Genomic DNA, 13,071 nt, shown 5'->3' with positions numbered 1-13,071 from the left:
GTGCGTCCGGAGCCGGCGGGCGCCGTCAGCGGTCGGAGATCCGCATCTCGAACCAGGTGGTCTTGCCGCGCGGGAGCAGATCCACGCCCCACCGGTCGGAGAGCTTGTCGACGAGGAAGAGGCCCCGCCCGCTGACATCCATCTCCTGGACGGGCATGAGGCACGGCAGTCCGCGCGAGGGGTCGCGCACCTCGATCCTGATCCAGCCGCGACGGCGCAGCATCCGCAGACCGAAGACCCGCGCACCGGTGTGCCGCACGGCGTTGCCGACGAGCTCCGACACGAGCAGAACGGCATGCTCGGCGGTCTGCGGCGAGAGCGCCCACTGGCGCAGCACCACACAGGAGGTGAGCCGACGCGCGGTGGCCGCGGACTCGGGGCGGGAGGGCAGCCGAACCTCGTCCTCCGTCGGATTTCCGAACAACTCCAGCGCCTTGAACGCTTGTTCGTCCTCGACGGCCGGCATCCTCCGTGCCGCTGTCGCGCTGCTGCGCTGTCGCGGCTGCTCCACACCCTCCAGGCCCGCCATGGACACCATCATGGCCGCAAGGCGGGCACTCCGGGGCCGTTCCGCGGGAATCCCCAACCCGGAATCAGCAATTCCGTAGACGTCTCCCGGCATATGCCACTGGCAGAATGCGCCTGCTCACACCCCCGCCGACCTGCGCGGACACCGCACCCGAACGGGTCTGCAGGAGCAGGCGACGCGCTGAGCCTTAAGGTTTCCTTAAGGCTCAGCTAATCCGCCCGCATGGATGAACGCGCCTTGATCTGTTCCCAACTGGCGTTCGGTCAGAGGAATTTGGCCTTGCCCGGTCCGTCCTCCACAAAGCTGCGCATACCGCGCTCCCGGTCCTCCGTGGCGAACAGTCCGGCGAACCAGGTCCGCTCGATCGTGAGACCGGAATCGATGTCCGTCTCCAGCCCGGCGTCGACGGCCTCCTTGGCGGCGCGCAGCGCGAGCGCAGGGCCCTTCGCCAGCTTCGCGGCCCAGGCGTGCGCGTGCTCGTACACCTCGGCGGCGGGTACCACCCGGTCCACCAGGCCCATGGCGAGGGCCTCTTCGGCCTTCACATGACGGCCGGTGAAGATCAGGTCCTTGGCCTTCGCCGGGCCCACCAGACGGGCGAGACGCTGGGTGCCGCCGGCGCCCGGGATCAGGCCGAGCATGATCTCCGGCTGGCCCAGCCTGGCGTTGTCGCCGGCGATCCGGAAGTCGGCGCAGAGGGCCAGCTCGCAGCCGCCACCGAGCGCATAGCCGGTGACGGCCGCGACGACGGGCTTGGGGATCCTGGCGACCGCGGTGAAGGACTCCTGCAGGGCCTTGGAGCGTACGACCATGGCCGGGTGGTCCATCGCCTGCATCTCCTTGATGTCCGCGCCCGCCGCGAACACCTTCTCACCCCCGTAGAGCACCACGGCGCGCACGTCGTCACGCCCGGAGGCCTCCTCGGCCAGCTCACGCAGCCGGTCCTGGGTCGCGATGTCCAGGGCGTTCATCGGCGGACGGTCCAGCCGGATCGTGCCGACGCCGCCGCTTACTTCGAGGGTTACGGTCATGGGAGGCAGGTTAGACGGGCGGGCGCACGGCGTCCGGGGAAGGGCCCCCGCGAGGGCTCAGCCCTCGACCCATCCGTGGTTCCTGGCGAACTGCAGCATCCCCTCGCGCACCTGGAGAATGTGCGCCGAGGTGAGTGCGGGGGCCGATCGCAGGAGTACTTCCGTGATGTCCCGCACGTACTCCTGCGGGCTGAGCACATCGCACAGCACGTCGTCGCCGTCCGCGGCCGCCCGGCCCGGGGACTCGGAGGACACCGGGAGGACGTCCGCCACCGGCTGACTGCCGCTGCCGGGGGCGAGCTGTACCGAGGACGCCTTCAGGCCCCGGTCACCCTGCTCGATCTCGAACCCGACCATCAGACCGGGCCGCAGAGACGTCTCCGGAATACGGAGGTCGTTCACATGCAGGAAGACATCCTCGCCTCCGTGGTCGGGGGCGATGAACCCATAGCCCTTCGCGCTGTCGAACCGCACCACACGACCGATGACCATCGCAACCACTCCTCGACGAAACCCGATCCCGGACCCATGCCCGGGACACCTCTGCCACGACAGGCGGCCCGGACTTCGTGCAACCACTCCGGAAACGCCTTGCGCCTACTGTGCCACTACCGTCAACATCCCTCGCACAGTGCGTGATGAGATCGTTGTGCAATCGCATCGTCCGTCGACGGAAGGACTGCCCGTGACCCACGGGAAACTGTTCGCACTGAGCGACCAGCATGTCGCCCACGAGGAGAACCGGCGGATCACGGAGTCACTCAGGCCGGAATCCGACGAGGACTGGCTGATCGTCGCCGGGGATGTCGGTGAGAAGTTCGAGGACATCGCCTGGGCGCTGGGACTTCTCGCGGAGCGCTTCTCCCAGGTCGTCTGGGCGCCCGGCAACCACGAGCTGTGGACCCATCCCGCCGACGATGTCACCCTGCGCGGTGTCGCCCGCTACGAGGCCCTGGTCGAACTGTGCCGGGGGCTGGGCGTGCTGACCCCCGAGGATCCGTATCCGGTCTGGCGCGGCGGAGAGGCACCCGTCACGGTCGCGCCCCTGTTCGTCCTGTACGACTACTCCTTCTTCGCCCCCGGGACCGGCACCAAGGAGGAGTCCCTGCGCGCGGCACACGCGTCGGGGGTGGTGTGCACCGACGAGTACCTGCTGCACCCCGACCCGTACCCGTCGCGGGACGCCTGGTGCCGGGCCCGGGTCGCCCTCACGGAGGAACGCCTCGCGGGCATCGACCCCCATCACGGCACGGTCCTGGTCAACCACTATCCGCTGGTACGCGACCCCACTCGGGTCCTGCGGTACCCCGAGTTCGCCCAGTGGTGCGGTACGGAGCTGACCGCCGACTGGCACCGGCGCTTCCGGGCGGTCGCCGCCGTGTACGGCCACCTCCACATACCCCGGGTCACCTGGCACGACGGGGTCCGCTTCGAGGAGGTGTCGATCGGATACCCGAGGGAGTGGCGGTCCCGGCCGCCCCGGCCCCCGCTGCGTCAGATCCTGCCGCGTCCCGAGTCGGAGCAGACGGCATGATCGGCACCGTGCTGCCCGCGGAGGTGGCCGCCGTGAGCGTGTTCGGCGATCTGCCCCCCGACCAGGACGGCGGGCTCTTTCCGGCGGAGACGGCGGCGATCGCCCGGGCGGTGGCGCGCCGCCGTGACGAGTTCACCACGGTACGGCTGTGCGCGCGTCGTGCCATGGCCGAGCTCGGTCTGCCGCCGGTCCCCCTGGTGCCCGGCAAACGGGGCGCGGTGAGCTGGCCGGAGGGTGTGACCGGCAGCATGACCCACTGCGCCGGATTCCGGGCGGCAGCGGTTGCCCGCACCGAGGTCGCCACGTCACTCGGCATCGACGCCGAGCCGAATCTGCCGCTGCCCGACGGGGTGCTGGACAGCGTCTCCCTGCCGGGCGAGCGGGCCCGGCTCACCGAACTGGCGCGGCAGCGCCCGGATGTGCACTGGGACCGGTTGCTGTTCAGCGCCAAGGAGGCGGTCTTCAAGACCTGGTATCCGCTCACCCGGCGAGAGCTCGACTTCGCCGAGGCGGAGCTCGACTTCGACCCCGGCGCGGGCACGTTCTCGGCACGGCTGCTGGTGCCGGGACCCGAAGTGGCCGGGCACCGTCACAGCACGTTCCCCGGACGGTGGACCGTGGGGCGCGGCTTCGTCCTGACCGCCATAGCACTGCCGGGTGAGCCGGACAGCCGGTCCGCGCCCGGCCGGCCGGACCGAACGGCATGAGAACGGCGGCTTCCGGGACCCCGTCGAGGTCCTGGAAGCCGGCGTCGTTCACGCGCCCGGTGGCCGGTGCCGTCCGGGTCGGTGCGCCACGGTTACTTGGTCCACTCCGACCAGCTCATGTTCCAGCCGTTGAGGCCGTTGTCCGGCTGGATCGTCTTGTCGTGGGAGTTCTTCACAATCACGACATCGCCGATGAGGGAGTTGTTGAAGAACCAGGCAGCCGGGGTACCCGAGTCACCGCCGCCCCGGGCGTCCAGCATGCCGACGCAGCCGTGGCTGGTGTTGGTGGTGCCGAAGATGCCCGAACCGCCCCAGTAGTTGCCGTGGATGAAGGTTCCCGAGTTGGACAGACGCATCGCGTGCGGCACGTCCTTGATGTCGTACTCACCGCCGAAGCCGACCGTGTCACCGTTCATCCGGGTCACCCGCAGCTTCTCGCTGATGACCATCTGGCCGTTGTAGGTGGTGGTGGCCGGGGCGCCCGCCGAGATCGCGATGTCCTTGACCTGCTTGCCGTCGCGGACGACCTTCATCCGGTGCGAGTTCGCGTCCACGGTGCTGACCTGACGGCGGCCGACGGTGAACGACACCGTCTTGGCCTGCTTGCCGTAGACGCCGGGGCGCCCCTCGACTCCGTCCAGATCGAGCTCGACCTTCACCTTGGTGCCCGCCGCCCAGTAGTCCTCCGGCCGGAAGTCGAGGCGGTCGTTGCCGAACCAGTGGCCCTCGATCTCGACGTCGGGGTCGGCCGTCACCTTGATGGCCTTCTCGACGGCTTCCGGGTCGGTGATGCCGCGGGTGAAGTGGATCGAGACGGGCATGCCGACACCGACCGTGGAACCGTCCTCCGGGGTGTACTGCCCGACGAAGGTGTTCTGCGGGACCAGCGTGGTGAAGGTGGTGTCCTTCGCCGACTCACGGCCCTTCTCGTCCTTGGCCACCGCGTGGACCTTGTACTTGGTCGCCGAGGCCAGATGGTGGTCCGGCTCCCAGCTCGCGCCGTCCGCCGCGATCTTCCCCTCGACCTCGGCCCCCTTGGGGTCGGAGACCTTGACCGTGGAGAGCTTCCCCTGCTCGGCCGAGATCTTCAGCGCACCGCTGGTGGCGACGGAGCCGGCGCCGTCCTTCGGGGCGACCTTCACCAGCGCCTGGGAGGCGCTGGTGTCATCGGTCCTCGCCCCGCTGCTGCCGCCCTTGTTCCCGCCCTCGTTGTCTCCCCCGCCGCATGCTGTCACCAGCAACAGCAGCGCACCCATTACCAGAGCCAGCAGTCCGGTGGTCCCACGCCCCCGCCACCCGCTGTCCGCCCTGGCCGATGTCCCCGATATCGGCTGCCCGTTCAATGTGGTCGTCTCCCCTCGCACGGCCCGGCCCCGCCAAGGCCTTGGGAGCTCCTGCTCGGCTCCCGCCCCCACGCGCTGCAGATGCGCGCTCAGCGAAAGATAATCACACCGACTGCGGACAGATCTCCTCCGGAATGTCACCGTTCAGTCCCAACTCGTCCGGGACTTCGCCTGGTCGCGGGCGGTACCGCCGGGAACGGGCCCGCACGGGGGCCGGCCCCGCCCGGACGGCGTGGCGGACGGCGTGGCCGGCACCGGCCACGCCGTCCGGGCGGCTGCGGGAGAGCCGCAGGGGTGTCAGCGCAGGGCGGAGCCCGCCTTCCACTGCGTCCAGTTCAGATTCCAGCCGCCAAGACCGTTGTCCGGGGCCACCTGCTTGTCCTTGGAGTTGACGACCTCGACGACGTCCCCGATGAGTGTCCGGTCGAAGAACCAGCCGGCCGGGGTGGACCCGCTGCCGCCCTGCACGTCGCGCAGTCCGATGCAGCCGTGACTGACGTTGGTCGAACCGAAGATGTCGTCGGCTGACCAGTAGTTGCCGTGCAGGAAGGTGCCCGACTCGGTGAGCCGGATGGCGTGCGGGACGTCCTTGATGTCGTACTCGCCGCCGAAGCCGACGGTCCGCCCGTCCATCCGGGTCACGTCGTGCATCTCGCTGACCACCATCTTGCCGTTGTACGTGGTCGTCGTCGGGGAGCCCGCCGTGATCGGGACCGTGGAGACGAGCTGTCCGTCCCGGCGCACCTCCATCGTGTGCGCGGCCGAGTCCACCCGGGACACCTGCTCCCTGCCCACGGTGAACCTGATGGTCTTGCGCTGGCTGCCGTACACCTTCGGCGCCCCCTCCACATCGCGCAGCCCGACCTCGACGGTGACCTCGGTGCCGGGCTCCCAGTAGGCGGCCGGGCGGAAGTCCAGACGGTCGGCGCCGAACCAGTGCCCGGCCACCTCGACCGGCGGATCACTGGTCACCTTGATGGCCCGCTGCACGGCCGCCTTGCGGGTGATCGGCCGGTTGAACTCGAAGGAGACGATCATTCCGGTGCCGACCGTGGACCGGTTCTCCGGCTTGAAGTAGCCGATGAAGCGGTGTTCGGGCACCACCGTGGTGAAGGTGGTGTGGCGGGCCGAGCGGTGCCCGGCACCGTCCATGGCCACCGCGTCGACGCTGTACTTGGCGGCGAGGCCGAGCCGGCCCGCCGCACCCTGCGGGGCCCAGGAACGGCCGTCCTTGGCGATCAGGCCCCGTACCTCCTGTTCCTGCGCGTCCTCGATCCGGGTCACCTTGACGCTCTCCAGCCGCCCGTCAGGGACCTTCACCTCGACCCGGCTGTCCGGTCCTACGTCCTCGGCCCGGTCCTGCGGGGTGATCCGGATCGCCTCCTGCGGCGACCGGGACTTCCCACCGATGATCGAGCCCGCGCCGGAGCAACCGGTCAGAACGGCCAGTACGGCCAGTACGGCGAGCAGTCCCGACCGTGACAGCACGGTGGCCGAGCTCGCGCCTGCCTTCTTCGCTACGTGGTTCACGTCCCCCCAACGACCGGGGCCGGTCGGGGGAAACGTGAGTGCGGGCCCCGTCGTGGGCAGAACAGAGGGGACGACCACACTCGGGGAGCGGCGGCCGGGACGCCGCACGCTCCCTTTCGGTGCCGGTCCCCCACGAGCCGCGGGAGGCGAGCAGGTGTCGAGCGCAGCCGAGCAGGAGGCAGTGCCGAAGGCATTCGAGGGACCGGCCGGACAGGCGGTGGAGCAGCCGTCCACCGGGTACGGACAGCGGCCGCCCACCGTGTGGCCCGGTACGCCGACGCCGCTGGGAGCCCGCTTCCGGGTGGGCCCCGACGGGGTGGCGGGCACCAACTTCGCCCTCTGGGCGGGCGGGGCGGAGGCCGTCGAGCTCTGCCTCTTCGACGAGGACGGCGCCGAGACCCGCCTCGCCCTGACCGAGCTGACCCACGAGATCTGGCACGGCTTCGTGCCCGGGGTGCGGCCCGGCCGGCGGTACGGCTACCGGGTGCACGGCCGCTGGGACCCGTGGACGGGCGCCCGCTGGAACGCGGCGAAACTGCTGCTCGATCCGTACGCCCGTGCGGTGGACGGCTCCTTCACCCTTCCGGCCGAGGTGTACGGCCATGTGAGGGACTGGCCCCAGCAGCAGGTCGCCGACACCGTGCGCGACGAACGGGACTCCGCTCCGTACGTCCCCAAGGGAGTGGTCGTCCACGATGACGACGACTGGGCCGAGGACCGCCGCCCCAAGACGCCCTGGGCCGACTCCGTCATCTACGAGCTGCACGTGCGCGGCTTCACCGCACGCCACCCCGGCATCCCCCGGGAGCTGCGGGGCACCTACGCCGGACTCGCGCACCCAGCGGCCGTCGGTCATCTGAAGCGCCTCGGGGTGACGGCCGTGGAGCTGCTGCCGGTGCACCAGTTCGCCCACGAGGACCATCTGCTCCGGCGCGGGCTGCACAACTACTGGGGCTACAACTCGATCGGCTACTTCGCCCCGCACGCCGACTACTCCGCGAGCGGCACCGCCGGCCAGCAGGTCGGCGAGTTCAAGCGGATGGTCCGCGCCATGCACGACGCCGGGATCGAGGTGATCCTCGACGTGGTCTACAACCACACGGCGGAGGCGGGCGAGCTCGGCCCGATGCTGTCGCTGCGCGGTATCGACAACCGCGGCTACTACCGGCTCCAGTCCGACGCCCGCAGATACGCGGACTACACCGGCTGCGGCAACACCCTGCACGTGGTGCAGCCGAACGTCCTGCGGCTGATCACCGACTCCCTGCGGTACTGGGTCACCGAGATGGGTGTCGACGGATTCCGCTTCGACCTGGCGGCGGCGCTCGCCCGCTCGATGCACGACGTCGACATGCTGTCCCCGTTCCTCGCGGTGATCGCCCAGGACCCGGTGCTGCGCCGGGTCAAGCTCATCGCGGAGCCGTGGGACGTCGGCAACGGCGGCTACCAGGTCGGTGCCTTCCCACCGCTGTGGACCGAGTGGAACGACCGCTACCGCGACGCCGTGCGCGACTTCTGGCGCGGCGCGCTGCCCGACGTACGCGATCTCGGCTACCGGCTGACCGGATCGAGCGATCTCTACGCCTGGGGCGGCCGCCGGCCGTACGCCTCGGTCAACTTCATCACCGCGCACGACGGCTTCACCCTCCGCGACCTGGTGAGCTACGAGCACAAGCACAACGAGGCCAACGGCGAGGGCAACCGGGACGGCACCTCCGACAACCGGGCCTGGAACTGCGGCACCGAGGGAGAGACCGACGACGCGGCCGTCAACGCGCTGCGCCGCCGCCAGCTGCGCAACCTGCTCACCACCCTGCTGCTGTCGACCGGGGTGCCGATGCTGGTCGCGGGCGACGAGATGGGCCGCACCCAGGGCGGCAACAACAACGCGTACTGCCAGGACAACGAGGTCAGCTGGCTGGACTGGTCGCTGCTCGATCAGCCGCAGTGGCGGGAGCTGACCGAGCTGACGGCCCGGGTGCTGACGCTGCGCCACACCCATCCGGTGCTGCGCCGCCGCGCGTTCTTCTCCGGCCGGGCGCAGGCCCCGGACGGGCTGCGGGACCTGGCGTGGTTCACCCGGCAGGGGGCCGAGATGACGGAGGAGGACTGGTACGCACCGGCCTCGGCGGTCGGGCTCTATCTCTCCGGACGCGATATCCCGGGGCGGGACGCCCGGGGCGAGCCGGTGACCGACGACAGCTTCCTGGCGGTGCTGCACGCCGGTGACCGCCCGGCGGAGTTCCGGCTGCCGGGGCCGCCGTGGGCCCAGGCGTACGAGCTGGTCCTGGACACCTCACGGGAGGACCAGTCCGCCGCGCCGGGCACGGTCCACCGGGGCGACACGGGCCTGACGGTGCCGGCGAGATCCGTGCTGCTGCTGCGGGTACGGGAGTGAGCCCGGCCTTCCGTGTACGGGCGCACGGCCGGGTGCGCCCGGCTCTCAGCCGAGGATGCCGCGGTCGTAGGCCACGGCGACGGCGGCCGCGCGGTCCTTGGCGCCCAGCTTGGCGAAGATATGGGTGAGGTGGGTCTTCACCGTGGCCTCGCTGATGAACAGCGCGGCGGCGATCTCCCGGTTCGAGGTCCCCTTGGCGACGCGTGCCAGCACTTCGCGTTCGCGCGCGGAGAGCGTCTCGCCGCCGGACGCGACGGGTGCCCGCACCCGTGAGACGAGCCGGGAGGCGACGGCGGGCGACAGGACGGTGCGCCCGTCGGCGGCGGCGCGCACCGCGGTGAAGAGCTCCTCGCGGGGGGCGTCCTTCAGGAGGTATCCCGTCGCGCCGGCCTCGATCGCGGGCAGGGTGTCGGAGTCGGTGTCGTACGTGGTGAGGACCAGGACCCTGGAGCGGGCGCCGCGCCGCACCAGTTCGGTGATCGCCGCGACTCCGCCGCCGCCCGGCATCCGCAGGTCCATCAGGACGACGTCGGGATCGAGCCGGACTGCCATCTCGACGCCCTCGACCCCGTCGGCCGCCTCGCCGAGCACCTCGAACTCCGCCGCCGACGCGAACATGCCGCGCAGCCCGTCCCGGACGACGGGGTGGTCGTCGACGACGATCAGCGTGATGACGCGTGCGGGTTCCCGGTCCATAGCGGCCCACCGTACTGTGCCGCCGGCGCACCGTCCCGGCGGTGCCGTCCGGGCGGTGCCGTCCCGGCCGTGCGGTCTCAGTCGTACCGGAGCAGCGGGACCCGGGCGCAGACGGCGGTGCCCAGGCCCGGTCCGGTCTCCACCTCGACGGTGCCCGCGATGCGTTCGGCGCGCGCCCGCATGCCGCCCAGCCCGAATCCGCCGGCGCCCAGGTACGGCTCCAGCGCTGCCGGGTCGAAGCCGCGGCCGTCGTCCCGAACGTCCAGGGTGATCACGTCGCCCATGTAGGAGAGGGTGACGCCGGCCCGGTTCGCACCGGCGTGCCGGCCGGCGTTGGCGAGCGCTTCCTCGGCGATCCGGAGCAGGGTGGCGCCGACCTCGTCGTGCAGCGGCTCGGCCGTACCGGTGACGGTGAACTCGGCGCGGACGCCGGTCCGCTCCGACCAGCTGGTGACCGTCTTCTTGAGGGCGCCGGGCAGATCGTCGTGCTCCAGGGCTGCGGGCAGCAGATTGTGCACGGAGCGGCGGGCCTCACCGAGGCTGTGCCGGGCGAGGGCAGTGGCCCGGCCGAGGTGTTCCCCGGCCAGCTCGGGGTCGTGGCCGGCGGTGGACGTCACGGCCTGGAGCTGGGCGATGATGCCGGTCAGGCCCTGGGCGATGGTGTCGTGGATCTCGGCGGCCATCCGGCTCCGCTCGTCGGCGACCCCGGCCTCGCGGGCCTGGACGAGGAGCTGGGCGTGCAGGCCGGCGTTCTCCGCCAGGGCCTGTTCGAGACGGGCGTTGGCGGCTTCAAGGGCGGTGATCGTGTCGGTCTGGGTGCGGGCGTGTTCGGCCTCCCGGTTGCCGATCTGGGCGAAGACCATGGTGAGGGTCCCGTGCAGGGCGAGGAGGATGGCGAAGGCGACCCAGTTCATCAGGGTGACGGGCGGCATGCCGCTGCCGGACTGCGAGCCCGCCATGATGACGGCGGTGGCCAGGAGCCCGGCCCGCATGCCCCGCTCCGGGAGCAGCCGGCCGGCGTCGAAGTAGCCGAGCACAACGAAGATGGCGAAGAACGGGTTGCACCAGGTCAGCCCGAAGGCCAGCAGCGTGCGGACGACGAAGTAGCACTGCGCCGCCCTCGACCCCGGTCCCGCCGCCGCCCGCACCCGTCCCCACCAGAGTTGGAGGACGAGCGCCAGGGGGACGAGGACCGCGACGGCGTACACGTCCTGCCTGGACATGATGAGGTCACCGGTTACGGCCGAGATGGCGAAGGACAGGCCCAGCAGTCCGTACGGCCCGTACCGGAAGAACCGTTCCCACCACTGCTCTGCCGTCGTCACCCCGCACCCGGCTTCGCTCTCACCCACGCTCATGGGTGAAGTCTCCCCGATCCGCTACTCCCACCGGAACCTGCGGGCCGCGACCGCCGCCGCCAGTGCGGCCCACAGCGCCATCACGCCGAGATACCCCCAGCTGGGCCAGGCACCGGACGCGGCCCGGTCCAGCGCCTGGGAGGCCGCACCGAACGGGGTGACCTGGACGATCCGGCGGAGCGTGTCGGGCATCGTCTGCACGGGCACCCAGACGCCCGCGGTGAACATCATCACGAAGAAGACGACCGACCCGATCGCGGCCGAGATCTTCATGGTGCGGGAGACCGCGCAGACCAGCGCGCCCAGGGCCAGCACGCAGGCGACGGCCAGCAGCAGCGCCAGCAGATACCCGAACGGCTGCCCGGGCAGCGACACGTCGAAGGCGATCCGGCCGACCGCCGTCACCAGCAGGGCGGAGCCGAGCGCCGCGGCCCCGTGCAGCGCCATCTGCGCGCCCAGCAGGGCAGCGGGCCGTACCGGCGTGGCGGACATCCGGCGCAGGATGCCCCGCTCGCGGTAGCCCGTGAGCACGGGCGGCATGGCCTGCAGGCCGGCCATGATCATGGCGAGCAGTACCGCCACCGGGACATACAGATCGATGACGCGGCGGCCGCCGAGTGATGCGTCGGGGTCCCGGAAGGACGGGATCAGCCCCAGGATCACCATCAGCACGGTCGGGAAGACGAGGATCCAGAACAGGCTGCCGGGTTCACGCAGGAAGAGCCGGGTCTCGGCCCTGAGGACCGCGAGCGAGGCGCCCGCCGCGGCCGTGCGCGGCTTGCGGGACTTCCGGGATTTCCGGCCGGTGAGGGTGTGTGCTGTGGCCATCTCAGACTGCCCGTTCTGTGAGTTCGTGCCGCTCCGCGGGGCCGGAGCTCTCGGTGAGGTCGAGGAAGGCGTCGTCCAGGGTGGCCTCGGCGACCCGCAGCTGGTGCGCGGTGATACGGAGCCGGGCCAGCAGCGAGATCACGGCGTTGACGGTCTCGTCGGTGCCGTTGATGACGATCCGGCCGCCCCGGCTCTCGCACGAGGCCGCGCCGGGCAGCCGCGCCAGCTCGGTGTCGTCGAGCGGCTGCGAGGGCGTGAAGGAGATGACCGTGGAGCTACCGGCCCTGGCGATCAGCCCGGACGGGGTGTCGAGGGCGACGACCTTTCCCTTGTCGATCACGGCGATCCGGTCGCAGAGCCGCTGGGCCTCCTCCATGAAGTGGGTGACGAGCAGGACCGTGACGCCCCTGTCCCGTACCTTCTCGATCAGCTCCCAGGTGTCACGCCTGGCGCGTGGATCGAGCCCGGTGGTCAGCTCGTCGAGGACCACCACCCGGGGGTTGCCGACGAGCGCGAGCGCGATGGACAGCCGCTGCTTCTGACCGCCGGAGAGCTGACCGAAGCGGGTGGTGAGCTTGGTGTGCAGACCGAGCGGCTCGGCCAGCGAGCGCCAGTCGGCGGGGTGCGGGTAGAAGGCGCTGTACAGCTCCAGCGCCTCGGCCACCGTGATCTTGGGCTGGAGTTCGCTCTCCTGGAGCTGTGCTCCGAGGAGCAGGGTGACCTGCTCGTGGTCGGCGACGGGGTCGAGTCCGGCGACCCGGACCGTACCGGAGTCGGGGACCCGCAGCCCCTCGACGCATTCGACGGTGGTGGTCTTGCCCGCGCCGTTCGGGCCGAGAATCCCGAAGATCTCCCCCTCGTCGACGGCGAAGCTCACCCCGTCCACCGCGGGACGGCCGGCGTAGGCCTTGTGCACCCCGTTCACTTCGATGACTGCCATGCCCCCGAGTCTTCCGGCGGCGGTCCGCGCGCGGCATCCCCCATCGCGCTCGAACCGGCATCAGCCGATCGGTTGATGCCGGTCTACGACCGTCGGGCTCCCCACTCCGCCGGGCCCCGCCTGTGTCGGGAAAAGCAGATGAGCGATGTCAGTGGTGAACCGTAGGCTCGCCCCTGA

At 70.9% G+C, this 13,071-nt stretch carries 12 protein-coding genes; 3 read left to right on the top strand and 9 right to left on the bottom strand.

The window, feature by feature from the left end; translation table 11 throughout:
• Window positions 1–25 precede the first annotated feature (25 nt).
• The 3 genes from ACFVW8_RS24690 to ACFVW8_RS24680 form a co-directional block, all read right to left on the bottom strand.
• Window positions 26–541 (bottom strand): ATP-binding protein, encoded by a 516-nt coding sequence (locus ACFVW8_RS24690; protein WP_266783063.1) that lies wholly within the window; start codon window positions 539–541, stop codon window positions 26–28.
• 251 nt (window positions 542–792) lie between these two features.
• On the bottom strand, window positions 793–1,560 hold the full coding sequence (locus tag ACFVW8_RS24685) for an enoyl-CoA hydratase/isomerase family protein (RefSeq protein WP_389693503.1): 768 nt from the start codon (window positions 1,558–1,560) through the stop codon (window positions 793–795).
• A gap of 57 nt (window positions 1,561–1,617) precedes the next feature.
• Window positions 1,618–2,052: a cold-shock protein gene (locus ACFVW8_RS24680; RefSeq protein ID WP_389693501.1), complete on the bottom strand. Its 435-nt coding sequence runs from the start codon at window positions 2,050–2,052 to the stop codon at window positions 1,618–1,620.
• A gap of 193 nt (window positions 2,053–2,245) precedes the next feature.
• On the opposite strand from ACFVW8_RS24680, the gene ACFVW8_RS24675 reads away from it, so the two are divergent.
• Both ACFVW8_RS24675 and ACFVW8_RS24670 read left to right on the top strand, forming a co-directional pair.
• The gene (locus ACFVW8_RS24675; protein WP_389693499.1) at window positions 2,246–3,094 is read left to right on the top strand and encodes a metallophosphoesterase family protein; all 849 of its coding nucleotides are present in this window, start codon (window positions 2,246–2,248) and stop codon (window positions 3,092–3,094) included.
• Window positions 3,091–3,801, top strand: coding sequence for a 4'-phosphopantetheinyl transferase (locus ACFVW8_RS24670; RefSeq protein ID WP_389693497.1), 711 nt, complete (start codon window positions 3,091–3,093; stop codon window positions 3,799–3,801). Before ACFVW8_RS24675 ends, ACFVW8_RS24670 begins: the two co-directional genes overlap by 4 nt.
• 92 nt (window positions 3,802–3,893) lie before the next feature.
• Here the strand turns inward: ACFVW8_RS24670 and ACFVW8_RS24665 are convergent, their stop codons facing one another.
• Entirely contained in the window at window positions 3,894–5,144 is a 1,251-nt protein-coding gene (locus ACFVW8_RS24665) for an Ig-like domain-containing protein (RefSeq protein ID WP_389693495.1), read from the bottom strand.
• A 297-nt stretch (window positions 5,145–5,441) separates the two neighbouring features.
• Window positions 5,442–6,674 carry an Ig-like domain-containing protein gene (locus ACFVW8_RS24660; RefSeq protein WP_389693493.1) on the bottom strand — a complete coding sequence of 411 codons (1,233 nt, stop codon included), beginning with the start codon at window positions 6,672–6,674 and terminating at the stop codon, window positions 5,442–5,444.
• A gap of 154 nt (window positions 6,675–6,828) precedes the next feature.
• Here ACFVW8_RS24660 and glgX point away from each other — a divergent pair, with 154 nt between their 5' ends.
• The gene (gene glgX / locus ACFVW8_RS24655) at window positions 6,829–9,072 is read left to right on the top strand and encodes a glycogen debranching protein GlgX (protein ID WP_389693491.1); all 2,244 of its coding nucleotides are present in this window, start codon (window positions 6,829–6,831) and stop codon (window positions 9,070–9,072) included.
• Window positions 9,073–9,117: 45 nt separating this feature from the next.
• On the opposite strand, the gene ACFVW8_RS24650 is transcribed toward glgX, so the two are convergent.
• From ACFVW8_RS24650 to ACFVW8_RS24635, 4 genes are all read right to left on the bottom strand, one after another.
• Window positions 9,118–9,768, bottom strand: a complete 651-nt coding sequence (locus ACFVW8_RS24650; RefSeq protein WP_389693489.1) for a response regulator — start codon at window positions 9,766–9,768, stop codon at window positions 9,118–9,120.
• Between the two features lie 77 nt (window positions 9,769–9,845).
• Window positions 9,846–11,126 (bottom strand): sensor histidine kinase, encoded by a 1,281-nt coding sequence (locus ACFVW8_RS24645; RefSeq protein WP_389693487.1) that lies wholly within the window; start codon window positions 11,124–11,126, stop codon window positions 9,846–9,848.
• A 21-nt stretch (window positions 11,127–11,147) separates the two neighbouring features.
• The gene (locus ACFVW8_RS24640; RefSeq protein WP_389693485.1) at window positions 11,148–11,954 is read right to left on the bottom strand and encodes an ABC transporter permease; all 807 of its coding nucleotides are present in this window, start codon (window positions 11,952–11,954) and stop codon (window positions 11,148–11,150) included.
• A 1-nt stretch (window position 11,955) separates the two neighbouring features.
• Complete coding sequence (locus ACFVW8_RS24635) at window positions 11,956–12,894, bottom strand: ABC transporter ATP-binding protein (protein WP_389693483.1); 939 nt, start codon at window positions 12,892–12,894, stop codon at window positions 11,956–11,958.
• Between the last annotated feature and the right edge of the window lie 177 nt (window positions 12,895–13,071).

Origin of the sequence: Streptomyces sp. NPDC058221 (assembly GCF_042882365.1) — a bacterium.
Lineage (GTDB): Bacteria > Actinomycetota > Actinomycetes > Streptomycetales > Streptomycetaceae > Streptomyces.
The sequence above is the reverse complement of the archived record's forward strand: the minus strand, read 5'-3'. Positions and strand labels throughout refer to the sequence as shown.

Excerpts from the sequence above, each read along its gene's own strand:
- ACFVW8_RS24650 (WP_389693489.1), bottom strand. The coding sequence starts at position 9,768 with ATGGACCGGGAACCCGCACGCGTCATCACGCTGATCGTCGTCGACGAC.
- ACFVW8_RS24635 (WP_389693483.1), bottom strand. The coding sequence starts at position 12,894 with ATGGCAGTCATCGAAGTGAACGGGGTGCACAAGGCCTACGCCGGCCGT.
- ACFVW8_RS24690 (WP_266783063.1), bottom strand. The coding sequence starts at position 541 with ATGATGGTGTCCATGGCGGGCCTGGAGGGTGTGGAGCAGCCGCGACAG.
- ACFVW8_RS24645 (WP_389693487.1), bottom strand. The coding sequence starts at position 11,126 with ATGAGCGTGGGTGAGAGCGAAGCCGGGTGCGGGGTGACGACGGCAGAG.
- ACFVW8_RS24685 (WP_389693503.1), bottom strand. The coding sequence starts at position 1,560 with ATGACCGTAACCCTCGAAGTAAGCGGCGGCGTCGGCACGATCCGGCTG.
- ACFVW8_RS24670 (WP_389693497.1), top strand. The coding sequence starts at position 3,091 with ATGATCGGCACCGTGCTGCCCGCGGAGGTGGCCGCCGTGAGCGTGTTC.
- ACFVW8_RS24640 (WP_389693485.1), bottom strand. The coding sequence starts at position 11,954 with ATGGCCACAGCACACACCCTCACCGGCCGGAAATCCCGGAAGTCCCGC.
- ACFVW8_RS24680 (WP_389693501.1), bottom strand. The coding sequence starts at position 2,052 with ATGGTCATCGGTCGTGTGGTGCGGTTCGACAGCGCGAAGGGCTATGGG.